Origin of the sequence: Streptomyces sp. NBC_01433 (assembly GCF_026340105.1) — a bacterium.
Taxonomy (GTDB): domain Bacteria; phylum Actinomycetota; class Actinomycetes; order Streptomycetales; family Streptomycetaceae; genus Streptomyces.
In genome coordinates this window covers 237,387-252,289 of the sequence record NZ_JAPEPM010000006.1, presented here as the reverse complement: position 1 = coordinate 252,289, position 14,903 = coordinate 237,387, and the positions used below count along the sequence as shown (strand labels likewise).

General features: G+C 68.6%; 17 protein-coding genes. All 17 read left to right on the top strand.

All coding sequences use genetic code 11. The annotated features are described in order from the left end of the window. Positions 1-21 precede the first annotated feature (21 nt). The 17 genes from OG413_RS44735 to OG413_RS44655 all read left to right on the top strand — a co-directional run bounded on the left by OG413_RS44735 (position 22) and on the right by OG413_RS44655 (position 14,846). Complete coding sequence (locus OG413_RS44735; protein WP_266815778.1) at positions 22-183, top strand: hypothetical protein; 162 nt, start codon at positions 22-24, stop codon at positions 181-183. Positions 184-222: 39 nt separating this feature from the next. Further along, positions 223-1,518, top strand: coding sequence for an N-6 DNA methylase (locus OG413_RS44730; RefSeq protein ID WP_266815777.1), 1,296 nt, complete (start codon positions 223-225; stop codon positions 1,516-1,518). Between the two features lie 222 nt (positions 1,519-1,740). Then, positions 1,741-2,319, top strand: coding sequence for a hypothetical protein (locus OG413_RS44725; protein ID WP_266815776.1), 579 nt, complete (start codon positions 1,741-1,743; stop codon positions 2,317-2,319). Between the two features lie 680 nt (positions 2,320-2,999). Next, complete coding sequence (locus OG413_RS44720; protein ID WP_266815775.1) at positions 3,000-4,217, top strand: hypothetical protein; 1,218 nt, start codon at positions 3,000-3,002, stop codon at positions 4,215-4,217. Positions 4,218-4,301: 84 nt separating this feature from the next. After that, positions 4,302-4,664 (top strand): hypothetical protein, encoded by a 363-nt coding sequence (locus OG413_RS44715; protein ID WP_266815774.1) that lies wholly within the window; start codon positions 4,302-4,304, stop codon positions 4,662-4,664. Between the two features lie 287 nt (positions 4,665-4,951). Then, entirely contained in the window at positions 4,952-5,761 is an 810-nt protein-coding gene (locus OG413_RS44710; RefSeq protein WP_266815773.1) for a YgjP-like metallopeptidase domain-containing protein, read from the top strand. A gap of 137 nt (positions 5,762-5,898) precedes the next feature. Next, positions 5,899-6,567, top strand: a complete 669-nt coding sequence (locus OG413_RS44705) for a hypothetical protein (RefSeq protein WP_266815772.1) — start codon at positions 5,899-5,901, stop codon at positions 6,565-6,567. Positions 6,568-6,635: 68 nt separating this feature from the next. After that, complete coding sequence (locus OG413_RS44700; RefSeq protein WP_266815771.1) at positions 6,636-7,682, top strand: N-6 DNA methylase; 1,047 nt, start codon at positions 6,636-6,638, stop codon at positions 7,680-7,682. After that, positions 7,679-8,575, top strand: a complete 897-nt coding sequence (locus OG413_RS44695; RefSeq protein WP_266815770.1) for an N-6 DNA methylase — start codon at positions 7,679-7,681, stop codon at positions 8,573-8,575. Before OG413_RS44700 ends, OG413_RS44695 begins: the two co-directional genes overlap by 4 nt. A 112-nt stretch (positions 8,576-8,687) precedes the next feature. Further along, complete coding sequence (locus OG413_RS44690; RefSeq protein WP_266815769.1) at positions 8,688-9,122, top strand: hypothetical protein; 435 nt, start codon at positions 8,688-8,690, stop codon at positions 9,120-9,122. 95 nt (positions 9,123-9,217) lie between these two features. Beyond that, entirely contained in the window at positions 9,218-9,454 is a 237-nt protein-coding gene (locus OG413_RS44685; RefSeq protein WP_266815768.1) for a hypothetical protein, read from the top strand. A 139-nt stretch (positions 9,455-9,593) separates the two neighbouring features. Beyond that, complete coding sequence (locus OG413_RS44680; RefSeq protein ID WP_266815767.1) at positions 9,594-10,301, top strand: hypothetical protein; 708 nt, start codon at positions 9,594-9,596, stop codon at positions 10,299-10,301. A 76-nt stretch (positions 10,302-10,377) separates the two neighbouring features. Next, positions 10,378-11,247: a hypothetical protein gene (locus tag OG413_RS44675; protein ID WP_266815766.1), complete on the top strand. Its 870-nt coding sequence runs from the start codon at positions 10,378-10,380 to the stop codon at positions 11,245-11,247. Then, on the top strand, positions 11,244-12,233 hold the full coding sequence (locus OG413_RS44670; RefSeq protein WP_266815765.1) for a DUF4007 family protein: 990 nt from the start codon (positions 11,244-11,246) through the stop codon (positions 12,231-12,233). The genes OG413_RS44675 and OG413_RS44670 overlap by 4 nt, the downstream gene beginning before the upstream one ends. Positions 12,234-12,365: 132 nt before the next feature. Continuing rightward, positions 12,366-12,734, top strand: a complete 369-nt coding sequence (locus OG413_RS44665; RefSeq protein WP_266815764.1) for a hypothetical protein — start codon at positions 12,366-12,368, stop codon at positions 12,732-12,734. A 38-nt stretch (positions 12,735-12,772) separates the two neighbouring features. Beyond that, a complete protein-coding gene (locus tag OG413_RS44660; RefSeq protein WP_266815763.1) occupies positions 12,773-13,219 on the top strand; it encodes a hypothetical protein in 447 nt (148 codons plus the stop codon). A gap of 412 nt (positions 13,220-13,631) precedes the next feature. Then, a complete protein-coding gene (locus tag OG413_RS44655; protein WP_266815762.1) occupies positions 13,632-14,846 on the top strand; it encodes an IS110 family transposase in 1,215 nt (404 codons plus the stop codon). Positions 14,847-14,903 lie beyond the last annotated feature (57 nt).

Sequence of the window (14,903 nt, the reverse complement as noted above, 5' to 3'; positions counted from 1 at the left end):
GCCACCACCTCGGAGCACCTCATGTCTTCTGCCCAGCGTTTCCTCCTCGGTCTGGCCCTGGGCACGGCCGCCGCCGTCATCACCTGGATCGTCACCGGCACCGCCGAGCTCGCGCTCGCGCTGGGGCTGACGGTCCTGTTCCTGGTCTGGCTCGGCAAGTTCATCCTCGACGAACTTCTCTGACTTGGCCATGCCCGCCTCAGCACTGGATCGCACACCTTCATGACCACACCCCGCCCTTCCGCCCGTGCCCACGAACGCCTCATCCAACGGCTCGCCGAACAGGTCGGCGTCCCCGCAGCGGTCTCGTGGGCCCACGCGGCCGCCGTCACACACCACTGCGTCCGGCACCGCCTGGTGTCCGCACCCGAACCACCGAACTCACCCGACTCCGTGCGCCGTGTGCTCACGGAACTGGCCTCTGCCCAACCCGACTTGGCCGGATTCCTCGACCCGCAGATCGTGCCGTTGTGGACGGCACCTCTCTCCATGGATTCCTGGGCAGAGCTACACGATTTCTGGGGCCCCGGAGACCTCCTGGACGACGGGCCGCACCGCGTCGACGGCTACCCGCTCGGCGACGCCTACCAGGCACTCTCCGCGGACGCACGCAAGTCACGAGCCTTGTGCCAGACACCACCGTGGATCGCCAAGCTGCTCCTGGAGCTCTCGCTGGAGCCGGCGACCGACGAGGTCGGGCCGCAAAACGTCCGCATGACCGACCCAGCCTGCGGCACCGGCCACATCCTCCTCCAGGCCTTCCACGACGCACGGGTCTACCGTCGCCGCGGCCGCACGCCCGGGCCCCACCTCGGCCGCGAAGCGTCGATCGAGCGCGCCCTGCAAACCGTCAGCGGCTGCGACCTGGACCCCTACGCCGCACTGCTCGCCAGATACCGACTGCTAGCCACCAGCGCCTCGATCCGTCAGGGCCGTATCGACCAGCTGCCGCGTACCTGGACTGCACAGGTGGCCTGCGCCGACTCACTGCTGGACCGAAACGAGCCGCTGCTCGAACGAGGCCGCTACCACGCGGTCGTCAGCAACCCGCCCTACATCACGGTGGCCGATGCCCAGCAGCGTGATCTGATCCGCAAGGCCTACCCGCGCGTGGCAGCAGGCAAGTTTTCACTGGCCCTGCCGTTCTGCGAGCTCATGTTCTCCCTCGCGACTCCCGGCGGGCACGTGGCTCAGCTGACCTCCAACTCCTTCATGAAAAGGGAGTTCGGTCGCAGGTTCATCGAAGAGTTCCTCCCCGAGTTCGACATGCGGTGGGTAATCGACACTTCGGGTGCGTACATCCCAGGTCACGGCACCCCGACGGTGATTTTGGTACATCGTGTCCGCCCGCCGCAGGGCGACACGGTGATCACGATCCGGGGAGCGAAGGGCGAACCGTTCATCCCAGAGGACCCGGCCCGAGGGAAGGTGTGGACCGCCATCGCCGAAGCAGTCCACACTCGACTTGCCATGGACCGGCTGAAGGACGCCCTCACATCCCTTCACGATGTTGCTTAATTGGATTTAGGCGCGTAGTCTCAATCGAAGTCGCTGGCGCCGACGCGCATGCAGCGGATTTTCCGAAGCCACGCACGGCCGGCGGCGCATGCCCTTGCGTAGCCAGGTATCGCAGCCGAGCGGAACCCCGTTCCACGAGGGACGCACTCGCCTCTGATGGCGTGGCCCCGTCGCCTCCCGGCAGCCCCAACGACCCCTCCCGCCTCTTCCAAGGAGTAGCTCGTGACCGATGACTGTGTCCCCGTCCCGCTCGCCGAGTCTGACTGGCTGGACCGCACGGTGACGGACCTCGACGGCCGGCGGGGCGTGGTACGCCGCGTCTATCAGGTCGGCGCCGTACAGGTAGCGATCCTCACCACCGCCGACCAGTCCCCGGACCTCTGCCCGATCTGGGATATGCCGCTCGACCTACTGGCCCGCGAGGGCCAGAAGGCAGCCTTCCCCGCCTACCGGCAGCAGGTCAGTGAAGTTGGCCGACTCGAATTCCTCGTGCTGTACGGCAAGGCCTCGGAAGCCGAGACCAGTCGATACCGCTCGATGCGCGACCGCCTCGCTCCGTACTCCCAAGCACAGAGCAGCCTTCACGTCGCGCTGATCGGCCAGATCCAGGCTGGTGACCGGGTGGTCGACTACCTCCAGAACTGGCACGGGACGGTCCTCAACCCCGATCCGCTCCCAGAGATGCCCTTCCGCCACACGATGACCGTCCGCCTCGACGAGGCACATCGCGAGGAGAGGTGGCCCGACGGCATCGTCGATCTCTTCACGGTCACCCTCTACCCCACCCTGGGGCTCCTATGAACGTCGCCTAGAAACACGCCCCTTGCGGCAGGTCGTGTCGCAGCCCGTCACGCGGGCACCCCGATCGGGGACTCGGGGACGGCAGCAGTCCTTACCGGCCACGGGATGAACAGCTCAGACCGTGATCGGAACAGCCGCGACGCCAAGGCCCCGCCCTTGTCTTCGCGATCAGCTCTCCGGCCGGCAGGACGACGTATCCGGCATGTGGCATCGCGATCGCCGCCGCGGCATCACCCAGCAACAGAAACCAGGAAGTGAAATGACCAGCGCACCCATCACTCCACACGTCCCGTCCCGGTCCCCAGAGGCAGGCCCCCGAGGGGCAGGCCGCGGCTCCATACGCAAGGCCCTGGACGCCGGCGTCCACCCGGCGACCGGGCTCCCGCTCGCGGCCGGGAGGGACTGCGGGGGCTGCGCCCACCTTCAGCTCAAAGTGCTTGCCGACAAATCTCGGCACATGAAGTGCGGCCTGCTCGCCGGCAAGGGCCGCCGCAACGGCGGCCCCGATCTCCGCAGCGAGACACCGGCATGTCTCGAATTCAAGAGCAGCGTCATTCCCAGCGGGGCGGCACGAACAGACCCTGTTGCATAATTGCTTAATCGAGATTACTTCGGTAATCTTTGAAGGGTCGCTGGGTGTCCCAGCGGCCCTTCACGCTCCACCATGACGAGGTCGTCCTGTGATTCCCCCAGTTACCGCCCCTGGCCGAGGCATATTCTCGCGCCCCGCTCCGGCCCCTTCCACGGCCTTCGCGCTCCCCACCGTCTCCTCACGGCTCCTCGCGCCGACCGATGAGCGCGCCTCGGCCGAACTGATCCCGCTCCTGACCCGCGCCCGCAGCGGCAACGGACCCGAGGGCGAGAATCACCGCTACACACGGGCCGACCTCCGCTCTGCGTCCTCACTGGCGGACCGGATCACCACAGAACTCGAGGCCTCCCACACTGACGCGCTGCGCGCGGCCGGACTGATGGGCCTGGTGCCCATGGTGCTCAGCGAGGACATCGACACCTCGCGCATGCCTCGCCCGCGCGGCGGCCTCCGGGACGAGATGATGATCGGGCGCGCCGAGATGGTCGCCGCTGTCCGGCAGTGGCGTCACCACAAGGTCGCCTACGACGTCGATCCCGATCTCTCGGAAAGCCTGGTCAACATGGAGATCGACACGGAGTTCCCCGGTGAGGTCCTGAGGCAACTTCCGCACCCCGACCCGCTGTTCATGCTGAGGAAACCGGCCGTGATCGTCGATGGTTCCGGCGCTCCCTCGGAGGTTCTGGGTTTCATCGTGGTTGGCCGCCCGGCTGTGCGCGGGGTGTGCAGCACGACCGAGATCACGGACGACAATCCCCTGTACCTGGTGAGCGCACTGGTGCGCCCCGCGCACGGCCAGCTCGGTTCGGTACTGCTGTTCGCCAGCGCGGCCGCAGGGACAACGACGGCACGCAAGATGGTCGACGACAGCGTGAGCATGACCGAACTGGCCGAAGGCGGACCCCGCTCCGCAGCCGCAGCCACGCTCGACTACGTGCGGCGCCTGGCGGTGCTTGCCATCTCGCACATGCTCTACCTGTGCAGCGACCGGCCTGATGTGACGCCGACGGCGTCCGCGACGCCGAATTCCGGGCACCGCATGAGCAACCGTCGCACGACGGTCTACCAGGTGGGTTGGCGGATGGGGCCCGCCATCTCGGCGTTCAACCGGAAGGTCCAGCGGCTGCGTGAGCACACCATCGCGCTCGGCGGCTCTGTGCTGCCCCACATCCGGCGCGGGCATCCGCACACCTTCCTTCACGGGCCGCGCAAGGCCTGGCGAAAGGTCCGGTGGGTTGCCCCCACGCTGGTCAACGCGGCCGCCTTCGGCGAAGACGCGCAAGGGGTGGTCATCCCGGTCCTCTGACCCTCCGCCTCTGAACTGCCCCACCATGCCCTGGCGGCGGAGACCTGAACGGACTCCGCCGCCCTACTGATAAGGCCCCGAACGATGACCATCAGCACCCGACGCCGCGAGCAGCAACCCACGCCCGATCTGACCAGCCAGCGCCGCGACGTGATCGTCAAACTCGCCGACGCCGGCCTCTCAGAAGCGCAGGCCGCCGCAGAAGTGGACGCACTGTGCAAGGCCGCGTGCGCGTGCATCGCTCAGGACCTGGCCGTGCAGGTCACCGCACTGCGAGAGCGGCGGGACGCGGCCGGAGACTGGATCACCCGTGACAGCCTCAGCTACCAGCTCCGCGCACTCGTGAAGGCGTTGGCCACCGCGCTGGGCAACCCGCAGGACACCAAGGCGGCCCACGGATATGTGCTCGACACAGCCAAGAGGAACACAGATATGGGGATTGCTTAATTGGATTTATGCGTGTAGCTTCCCCCGTACGGTCGCACCATGCCGGACGCCTCATTGCAGGCGACCGGAACCGCACGAAGGAGCACGCCCTCATCCCGCCATGGACATCGTCCGCGACGGATTCGTAACTCTCGACTCCCAGCACCCACCTCGGCACCCCTCACCTGCACGGCCCCGGCGAAGAGTTTCCCCGCCGGGGCCGCGCGTGTTGCCCGGCCCTTCATCCGCAGGCCGCCGGCGCCGGCCGACACCAGCCTCCGCAACACCCCCAACAGGAGACCCCTTCCATGACACCGACCACCGCCCCGAACGGCGCCGAGGCCACTGCCCTCATTCATGAGATCGCCGTCGCCCTGGAGGCCGACGGCACCCTCGCCCCCGGCAGCTTCGACGTCGTCATGTCGCACCGGCGGACCCGGCACGCCTTGACGACACTGCTGGACGGCCGGCACGTTGTCCGCATCCTGCCGACATCGACGGCCTTCGAGATCGTGCGGTTCGTCCGGCAGAACGCATCCCGACTGGAAAGCAACGCCCGGCGGCTGGCCGAGCGCGCACCGCTGCACCCCACCAAGCACCTGACCGACGGCTGCAAGCTGACCTGGCTGGGCAACGCCATGCGTCTGCGTCTGGTCGACACTCCCGTAGAAGTGCATCTGCGGCCACAGGCCGAGGGGGCCGATCTGCTCGTCGCCTATCGCGGCGACATCACACGCTTGGGCGCGCAGCCGGTCATCGACTGGTATTGCCGGGCCGGCCTCGACTGGCTGCAGGCTGCGGCACCGGCACACTGGTCTCGACTCCGCACCCGCCGCCAGCTGCCGGCGCTCGCCGTGTGCGATGTCGGCAGCCGCTACGGGGGCGGCTACGCAGAGCGAACTCATCAGCTGACGCTGCACTGGGCGGTCTTCCAGCTTCCCCCCGCCCTCCTGGAGTACGCCCTGGTGCACGAGCTGGTACACGGCACGCGGCCGGGGGGCCGCTCCCACGGCCCGACCTTCCGGGCCCGTCTGCTGCGGGCGCTGCCCGACGCGCCGGCTCGCCACCGCCAGTTCAAGGCGGCATTCCGGGTCCTGTGGATCGGCAACGTCAACTAATTGCTTAATTGGAACTTGGCATGTAGAGTCACGTAACGGTTCGAGGTGGTGCCCAAGATCCGCACAACCCGCGCCAACGACCGAAGTCCGCACATCGCCGCGCTTCAACCCGCGCAACCTCGATATTGAGACACAGCATGAATTCCCAGCCCTCCGGCCGCCGGGACGAGTGGTTCCCCTCGTCGGTCGCACTTGAGGATCTCGGACCGTACCCAGCTGAAGTTCTCGGCTACCGGCACGACGGAATGATCCTTCCCCGCTTCACCGCAGACACCGTTCTCCGCATCGTCGACGACGCCCAGGCCGCGGCGCCGGGCGCGCCGAGGATCCGGTTCACCGACGGGAGCGTCGAAGTCCTCAGCCGCGGCCGTGCGCAGGCTGTCCTCGAACGCTGCGCCCCCGACCCGGCCGGCTGGTATGCCTTCGGCCACGGGTCCTTGTCCTGGCAGGAGCACACCACCACGGACCGCGCAGGCTTCATCCGGGCCCTCGACGAGGCGCAGGCCGGCGGGTACCCGCCCGAAAGCCTCACCGCATGGACGATCGCCTTCGCCGACCACGGCCACCGCATGACGCTGCTCGCCGTCTTCCGCACCCCGCACGAGAACGCCGCCGCCTACGACGCGCTCTACAACGCTCTCTATGCCAGTGGCCTGTCGTCCTACGAGACCACGGCCGCACGCGCCGACGACGCCGAACTCGCCGCGCGACGGCACTTCAACGGCGAGCGCGCGCACGTCGCGCCCGGCGCAGTCGTCTGGCCGACAGTCGCCCCCGCCACGCGGATCCCCGCAGGCCCGCGCTGACACTGCGACACCCGTCGCCCAGGGCGCTACGCCCCTTCCATCAGAACCGCACGAAAGACAGCTCGCTCATGGCACATTCCGACCTGGCCGCCCGCCTCACGGCAGCTCTCAGCCCCGCCCGCCGAACCGCTCCCGCGGCCTCGCACGCCGACAGCACCGAATGCGGCGATCCCGGATGCGCCCGGCACGCTGGGGTCAGCAACTGGCCGCACTTTCCCATTGCCCGGCGCAACGGCGCCGACCTGGGGGAAGCAGTCGCCAACGCCTGGTACAGCAGTTGCGGCAGCAGCCGCATAGACATCCCGGTGGGCGTCGTCGCCGCCCTGGCCCTGTGGCCCACCAAGACCGAGGGCGCGGTCCACGCACGTTCCCTCTCCAGCTACATCGCGGCCCAGCCCCCGCGAGTCCTCGTCAAGGGCTACGCCGACGTGTACGCCGCGACCTGGATGCTGAGGCCCGATCTCATGGACGTTGCCGCACCGATCTTCCGCTGGACGGAGGAAGACCTCGACGAGCAGGAGCTACGCGGCGTCGCCGCCGTCACCCGGGCCGCGCTGCGGGCGGGCGTACTGCACTACACCGGCGACAGTGACCCGCGCTTCCGCACCGACATTGACCTCATGTCGTGGACCATCACGAACGTGCGCCATCACAGTTCCCGCAAGGGCCTGGGCGAGTACCACACCCCTCCGGAGATCACAGATCTGATGGCCAGGATGCTCATGGACGCCACGGAGAACCCGCACGCCGTCAAGAGCGGTGGGCACTCGTTCAACGAACCGACGGCCGGCACCGGCGGCATGTTCCGCTCCGCGGTGCAGGACATGCGCGATCGAGGACTCAACCCGCACGAGCACAGGTGGGTCATGCAGGAGCTCAACCCGATCGCAGCCGCAGGCGCCGCCGTCAACACTGTCGTCTGGGATCTGGGCCCGAAAGCGGTAGTGGTGGTGGGCGACACTCTGGCCGAGGGTGACCTGAGCCGGGAGGCCTACGCCCACCAGCGCGCGATGTTCGCCCACCGCGACACGATCCGGCATGCCACCGCCTTCGCCCTGGCCACGCGGAGCGCCTCCCGGATGCTCAATGCGCTCACTGCGGACCTCGCAGCGTGAGCGGCGCCCCCAAGAGGTCCGGCCTCTCCGAGGGAACGCGTCCAAGGGATCCGACCTGGCTTCCCTCGGCGCATGCCCGAAGGGCCTTTCTGCCCGAACCGCAGGATCAGGCGCAGCGTCTGATCAGTTCCGTTACGGCGCTGTGGCCGTCCGGCTCGTCGCTGGAGGTCCCCCTGGGAACCACGGCGACGCTGGCGCTGCTGCCGCTCGCCGACCCCGCGAGTCCCGAATTCGGCCATGATGTCGCCGTGTTGGAGCCCTCCGACCTGATGGTTGTGCTCCGGCACCTGTGGGGACACCTGTGGCTGGGCCGGCCGTATCTGGTTGAGCGGGCACAACTGCTGTGGCGGTGGCTTGCCGATCCTTCGCCGCAGACCGCCGAAGCCGTGACCGAGCTGACGCATCACCTGTTCAGGGGCGGCATCCTCGAGTTCGGAGCCGACCCCAGGCGCTACCTGGCGACCGACCTGCTGGGCCGGCTGATGCAGCAGCTGAACAGCCGGGGGGAGAAGAGCCGTCGCGGGGCCTTTCACACGCCCGATGTCGTCACGGACCATATGGTCGAGTACTTCACCGACGATCTCGCGCCTGGCACGGTGCTCGGCGAACCAGCGGCCGGGTCGGGCGCCATCTGGCGGGCGCAGGCCCGCCTGCTGCACGACACGAGCCGGGACCCCGCGGTGTACCGGTGGATCGCCGCCGAGGTCGATCCGCTCGCAGCGGCCGTTCTGGGTGCCAACGCTCTTCTGTGGCGGCTGGGACCGGATGTGCTGATCGCCTGCGCCGATGCGCTGGCCGGCGACAGCGGACTGGCGCAGGCACAGCGCGAGCGTGACAGCGCGACGGCCCGCCGCGATGAGGTTCGGAGGAACCCCCCTAACAGTATTGCTTAATTCGATTTATTCGCGTAGCGTGAGGGGTGTGTTCGGGGGTGCAGCCCTCCACACGTCACCCGAACGTGCAGCACTGCCACCGAGCACGTTCGTGAGCCCAGGAAGGCCCCCGATGACCGCCCAGCCCCACTCCGCCGAAGCCCGCTCCATCATCGACCAGATCAAGAGCCTCGGGGACGACAGCGCCCTCTATGGAGTTCTCGATGCAGCCCACCAGCGGCTCACCCGTCGGAACCTCACGCGGCTCGCCCGGCTTCTCGCACCCGTCATTGACGAGGTTCTGGCGAGGGAAGACGCACGCACCAGGCAACTCGTCATCCGCGCAGCTACGTTCACGCCGACGCGCGCCCAGCCGCGTCCGGTCCGATACAGCGTGGACTCGCTGTATCTGCCCCTCGCGGCCCGGAGCGGCCGGGAGTGGCAGGAGAAGCTGACGGTGCCCGCGCCCCTCGCGCAGGAGGCAGACGGCATCCTCCGGATCCCCACTGGCAACGCCCTTGGCGGCCTCCTGCCCGGCGAGGAGCTCTACCTCCAGCTCCCTGAGTAGTCCGTGGGGCCGTGCTCCTGCCCGGCCCCACCCCGGGCAGTCCACTCCGCAGGAGCAGCCGCGTGCGTGTACGAACCAGCCGGAAGAGAGTCCCGATGAAAGATGACCCGAACCGCGATCCTTCCGACGAAGGGACGCCTCCACCCAAGATGCTCATGGTCAGCAGTACCAAGTACCGCATGGTCTTCCGCGCCTGGAGGCGCGCCCAGGACGGCCGCAACCGGCTGGCTGAGGCGTTCGAAAAGCAGAGCGCGGAAAACTACGAGCTCAAGCAGGAACTGGCCCAGTTGCGTAGCCAGCCCGGGACGGAAACGGAAGGCCATCCGCACTGACGCCGTCACACCCCGAGCGGCTGCTGCCTTCACCTCGGCACGCCGCTCCTTCCCCCCGACCCCTCACAGCCCAGCCCCACGGACGGGACCGCCGCAGCAGCGCGGACCAGGCCCGTCTCCTTCACCCACGTAGGACCACATGACTTCCCGTCACACTCTCGTCTGCCTTCCGCCTCTCGACGACCCGCAGCAGTGGGCGGAGGCGATCGACGACGCCGTTGAGCCGTACCCCGACGACATCTACACCTGGAGCGCTTTCGAGCGGTACGACTCCCATTTCGTCACCCGACCGGATGCGAAGCCCGGCCCCGGTGCCCTTGTCCAGAGCCCACGCGCGCGCCAGGTCTCTCCCCTCAGGTGCAGCGGCAGCCGCAGGGACCTCCTGGACTTCGACACGATGCGCGCCGAGCGCGCCGGGCAGGCCTCCCGGCTCTACAGCGCGTGGGAATCGGCCACGGCGACCATGCCCGCCGCCCACCCCCTCAGCGTCTTCCGGCACCGCCATCCCGAGAATCCCTACCGGGCGCGGCAGGAGTTTCACGCCCAACCCCAGCTCCAGGTCCTCGCCGACCTTGGCGCGCCCCCCGCGCAGGGCCGCCACGACGTAACGGATGCTCTGGTCACGCTGGACCAGGAGGCGTTCGTCGAACGCGCCCGACAGCGCGCCGTTCCCGGGGATCTGCTGCTGACGGATGACGGCGTCCTCCACATCAATCCGGCCTTCCTCAACGCCGACGACGACGCCGGGACCGGCAGCGCACGCTACCTGGCCCTGGCGAACAGCTACCTCGACGGGCTTCCCCCCGACTACCTGGTGTTCAGCCTCAACGTCCGCCTCGCTGGATAGACGTCGCCCGCCCGGCCCATGCCGGGCGGGCGACTCCCCCTCCACCTCGACCGTCCACGCCTCGCAAGGACCACCCATGCACATCCGACTGACCACTCCATCCCCGGCCGCCCTCGCCCCCAGACGCGGCCACTGCACACGCTACGAGCGCGACGGCAGCCAATGCCGCCGTCCGACTGATCGGAACGACCAGTGGTGCGGGACGTGCGCAGGATTCCACCGCCCGCATCGCGCAAAGACGACCTCCGGCCAGCAGCAGGGACCTCGTACGCGGCGGCCGGTCGCGCCGATCATTGCCCACACCGAGCCGCTGCCGCTGGACCCGGATGAAGCGCACGACCCGCAACTGCACATCACCCGCTCTGCAATCGAGCAGTACCGTGCAAAGCACGGGAGCGACGCCCCCACGGCGGAAGCCGAGATCCGTTCGCTGCTGGAGAACCTCATCACCGCCGGCGAGCACCAGCGCTTCGAGAACGGCACCTGGCGGCTGCTGGCCCCGGAGGCGTTCGTCCTCCTGCTCTCCGCCGACGCCGCCCGCGTCATCAGTTACAGCACCCCGCACCGCGAAAGGACGTACGCCCAGGTACAAGCCGCTGTACCCAGCCGGAGCCGTAGCCGGGAGAAGGGCTGGGTTCGCGCGCTGCAGGACGACCTGCCGGTGCGCTTCACGAAGCTGGTGCTGCGCCGCTTCGCCCGGGACGTTCTCGGTATCGAGTTCACGCGATCGACGGGCCAGAGTGTCGTCGAAGCCGCGTACGCCCGGAGCCAGCAGGCGCAGCCCGTGCACCCGTCGCACCGTGCAGGACGGTGCCGGGCGACGGACGCGGGCGGGCTGAGGTGGCACTTCGCGTATGAGCCCGGTGAGCGCCCGGTGGTCGTTCATCTGTCCTGGGAACCCGGCCGCGGCCCCGACCTCGCCCCGGCACAGGCGGAGAGCGCATGACGGCCGAGAGGCGTCCGCTGGAGACCTGTCTGCCGCACTTCGCCCGGCACGGCTCCTATCCGCCGCGATGGGGTTGGTTGCCCAAGGTTCACGCCGCTGTCCGGCAGGACCCCCACGTCTTCTCGCGTCCCGACGCGACGGTGCTGCTCGCCGTGGGGTCCTCGATGGTGCCCGCGATGCGGTTCTGGGCGCTGGCGTTCGGCCTCATCGAGCCCGAGGACGAAGGCCGCGGCTCCGGATACATGACCACCGCGCGCGGCCGGTGGCTGCTCGACGAGGACGGCGCCGACACCTGGATTGAAGAGCCGGGGACCCTCTGGCTTCTGCACTGGTGGCTGCTGAGCGCCCGTCCCTGCCGCGTGCCCACGTTCTGGCACCTGTTCGCGAACTGGGGGCTGAGCCGCGTCAGCCGGGCCGAGCTGCGGACCTCCGTGCGGCGGGCAGCAGAGCAAACCGGTTGGAAGGCGCCCAGCGACAACACCCTGGACCGGGACCTGACCGCGCTACTTGCCATGTACGCCCCGCCCATTCCGACCGAACGGGCCCCACGGGTGAGCGTGGAGGAACTCCTGTCCAGTCCATTCCGGGAACTGAACATCCTTACGTTCGACGACGTCGAGGCCGTCGAGGCCGTCTCGGCATACCGCGCGGCGGCCGTGCGGGGCCGGCAGATCCACCTGCAGCGCATCCGCCCCGACGGTGCCCCGGCGGCCATCATGGCCTACGCCTGTCTCGACTACGCCCGAGCCCAAGGGCACACGGGGCCCGGGACCATGTCCCTGGCGGCCCTTGCATCGGCCCCCGGCGGCCCGGGGCGCCTCCTGCTCGCCAACGAGACCCTGGTGCGAAGAGCCATCGAGCGGACCGCCGGCAAGCGCGGGAACAGTCTGGCCATCGTGGAGTCAGCGGACGGGCAGGCCCTGCTGTCGTTCGGCGAGGACCCGCGGGCACTCGCTGCGGGCATCCTCGCCGACCACTACAGCTAATTGCTTAATTGTGGTTACATGTGTAGGGTTGGAGTCGTTGGTGCGGGCGCTGTCCAACCGTCGCCCGCACCTCGCAGTTCGCTGGACCACGAACCCCGGAGCCTCATGGAAACCGCCGATGCCATCACGGAGATGGATGCAGCCCGACAGGCGCTGAAGGACAAGGCCGACACCGCCCTCGAAGCGTTCTGCGCCGTCCTCGCCGGCCTGTACCCCGACGGGCAGTACTTCCGCGTCGACACCAGGGGAATCTTCGACACACACGGCCGACGGGCGGAGGGCCCCTACCGCCAAGGAGAGTCGCGCTTCCCCTCTCGCCTGGTGTTCGACTGGCCCCTCGACCGACTGCCCAAGCGCGTGACCCGGCCGCACCTCGGCAAGCACGCGGACTCCCGAAAGCGGACCCTCGGGGGGCTGTTGAGGCAGATACAGCGTGCCGGGGTGGAGATTCCTTACGGCAGTATCGGCCGCCACTACGTCCAACGGCTCGCCATCCGCTGACAGCCGTTCCCTGTTCCAGAACCGAGTTGGAGTCACCCATGCGAACCCCCTCGCTCTCCGATACCGCCATCGCCCATCTGCGGAAGGCGTCCGTCCACCCGGACGGCCACTTGCCGACGAACGTCAGCAGGAAGCTGCTGAACCTCTTCCTTGAGGAGAAGTACGCATACCGCAACGACAGCGACGGCTTCGTTCGTGAGGGCAAGGAAGCCCTTACGGACCTGACCTCCTCCGGAGCGTCGGCCCAGCCGAGCATCATCACCCTCGAAGGGCGGCGAGCCGCTCTCACAGAGGGGCAGCTCACGGCCCTGGACGAGGGAGTTGAATCCGACGGCCGAATGGCACGGACCGTGCCGTGGCCCACCGCCCACGCGCTGGCCCGTCTGCTGCTCGTCGAGTTCCGCGACGAACTGGGCGAACCGAGCCCTGGTGACGGAATTCCGTACCGGACGGCTCTCGGCAAGGCCGTCACCGAAACCCGCTAGTAGGATTGCGCAATTGAATTTAATGCGGTAAGGGTGCACTGGGCCCCACGAACCCAGCGCGCACCCCCGGCTGACCACTCCCGCGTGCACTGGTCGACAACGGCCCTTACCGCCTTCTCCGGATTCTCCGACACCCGGCCTCCGGGAGCCCCCGTTATGTTTTTCGCGGTCCTGCAAGAGGGCCGCTGGCCTCCGGGCCCGGCATGACTGTGTCCCCCTGTCGAACGGATGACCTGGGGGGTGGTGTCACCGGGCCCGGGAGGTGCCGTCGGAGACGCTGATGAGAGGTCCGGCCGCTGCCCGGTCCGGCGCAATGCCGGACAGCTCGCGGGCAGCAGGTCTGCATAACGTGGATGCGCGCGTACGACACCACTGCCGAGGCCGGCGCCGTCAACTCGTATGGAGAGGTGCGATGTTCGACACCGAAGACGTGGGCGTGTTCCTCGGCCTGGACGTCGGTAAGAGTGCTCACCACGGCCATGGACTCACCCCGGCCGGGAAGAAGGTCTTCGACAAGCAGCTGCCCAACAGCGAGCCGAAGCTGCGGGCCGTGTTCGAGAAACTGACCGCGAAGTTCGGCACCGTTCTGGTGATCGTGGACCAGCCCGCCTCCATCGGCGCTCTCCCGCTGGCCGTGGCCCGGGACGCGGGCTGCCAGGTCGCCTACCTGCCCGGCCTGGCGATGCGCCGGATCGCCGACCTGTATCCGGGCGAGGCGAAGACCGACGCGCGTGACGCGGCGGTGATCGCGGACGCGGCCCGCACCCTGCCGCACACCCTGCGCTCTCTGGAACTGACCGACGAGATCACCGCCGAACTGACCGTCCTGGTGGGCTTCGATCAGGACCTCGCCGCCGAGGCCACCCGCACATCCAACCGGATACGCGGCCTGCTCACCCAGTTCCACCCCAGCCTCGAACGCGTCCTGGGACCACGCCTGGACCACCAGGCCGTCACCTGGCTGCTCGAACGCCACGGATCCCCGGCCGCACTGCGAAAGGCCGGACGCCGCCGCCTCGTCGAACTCATCCGGCCCAAGGCCCCACGCATGGCCACCCGGCTGATCGACGACGTCTTCGACGCACTCGACGAGCAGACCGTCGTCGTGCCAGGGACCGGCACCCTCGACATCGTTGTGCCCTCCCTGGCCCGCTCGCTCGCGGCCGTCCAGGAACAGCGCCGGGCCCTGGAAGCCCAGATCAACACCCTTTTGGAGGCTCACCCTCTTTCCCCGGTCCTGACGTCGATGCCCGGCGTCGGAGTCAGGACCGCCGCAGTCCTGCTGGTCACCGTCGGCGACGGCACCAACTTCCCCACCGCCGCCCACCTCGCTTCCTACGCCGGCCTCGCCCCCACCACGAAATCCTCCGGCACATCGATCCACGGCGAGCACGCACCCCGAGGCGGAAACCGGCAGCTCAAACGCGCCATGTTCCTCTCCGCCTTCGCCTGCATGAACGCCGATCCCGCCTCCCGCGCCTACTACGACAAGCAACGCGCCCGCGGCAAAACCCACACCCAGGCCCTCCTCCGCCTCGCCCGCCAACGCACCAGCGTCCTGTTCGCCATGCTCCGAGACGGCACCTTCTACGAATCCCGAACCCCCACCATCACCCTCGCCGCATAACCAAGACACACAGCACAAATGCGGCAGCACCGCCTTGACGAAGAACATAGAGGCACC

Bases quoted from the DNA above. Each gene is read 5' to 3' on its own strand.
- OG413_RS44665 (WP_266815764.1), top strand. From the start codon at position 12,366: ATGGATGCAGCCCGACAGGCGCTGAAGGACAAGGCCGACACCGCCCTC.
- OG413_RS44685 (WP_266815768.1), top strand. From the start codon at position 9,218: ATGAAAGATGACCCGAACCGCGATCCTTCCGACGAAGGGACGCCTCCA.
- OG413_RS44655 (WP_266815762.1), top strand. From the start codon at position 13,632: ATGTTCGACACCGAAGACGTGGGCGTGTTCCTCGGCCTGGACGTCGGT.
- OG413_RS44675 (WP_266815766.1), top strand. From the start codon at position 10,378: ATGCACATCCGACTGACCACTCCATCCCCGGCCGCCCTCGCCCCCAGA.
- OG413_RS44735 (WP_266815778.1), top strand. From the start codon at position 22: ATGTCTTCTGCCCAGCGTTTCCTCCTCGGTCTGGCCCTGGGCACGGCC.
- OG413_RS44730 (WP_266815777.1), top strand. From the start codon at position 223: ATGACCACACCCCGCCCTTCCGCCCGTGCCCACGAACGCCTCATCCAA.
- OG413_RS44690 (WP_266815769.1), top strand. From the start codon at position 8,688: ATGACCGCCCAGCCCCACTCCGCCGAAGCCCGCTCCATCATCGACCAG.
- OG413_RS44660 (WP_266815763.1), top strand. From the start codon at position 12,773: ATGCGAACCCCCTCGCTCTCCGATACCGCCATCGCCCATCTGCGGAAG.
- OG413_RS44705 (WP_266815772.1), top strand. From the start codon at position 5,899: ATGAATTCCCAGCCCTCCGGCCGCCGGGACGAGTGGTTCCCCTCGTCG.
- OG413_RS44680 (WP_266815767.1), top strand. From the start codon at position 9,594: ATGACTTCCCGTCACACTCTCGTCTGCCTTCCGCCTCTCGACGACCCG.
- OG413_RS44700 (WP_266815771.1), top strand. From the start codon at position 6,636: ATGGCACATTCCGACCTGGCCGCCCGCCTCACGGCAGCTCTCAGCCCC.
- OG413_RS44710 (WP_266815773.1), top strand. From the start codon at position 4,952: ATGACACCGACCACCGCCCCGAACGGCGCCGAGGCCACTGCCCTCATT.
- OG413_RS44715 (WP_266815774.1), top strand. From the start codon at position 4,302: ATGACCATCAGCACCCGACGCCGCGAGCAGCAACCCACGCCCGATCTG.
- OG413_RS44670 (WP_266815765.1), top strand. From the start codon at position 11,244: ATGACGGCCGAGAGGCGTCCGCTGGAGACCTGTCTGCCGCACTTCGCC.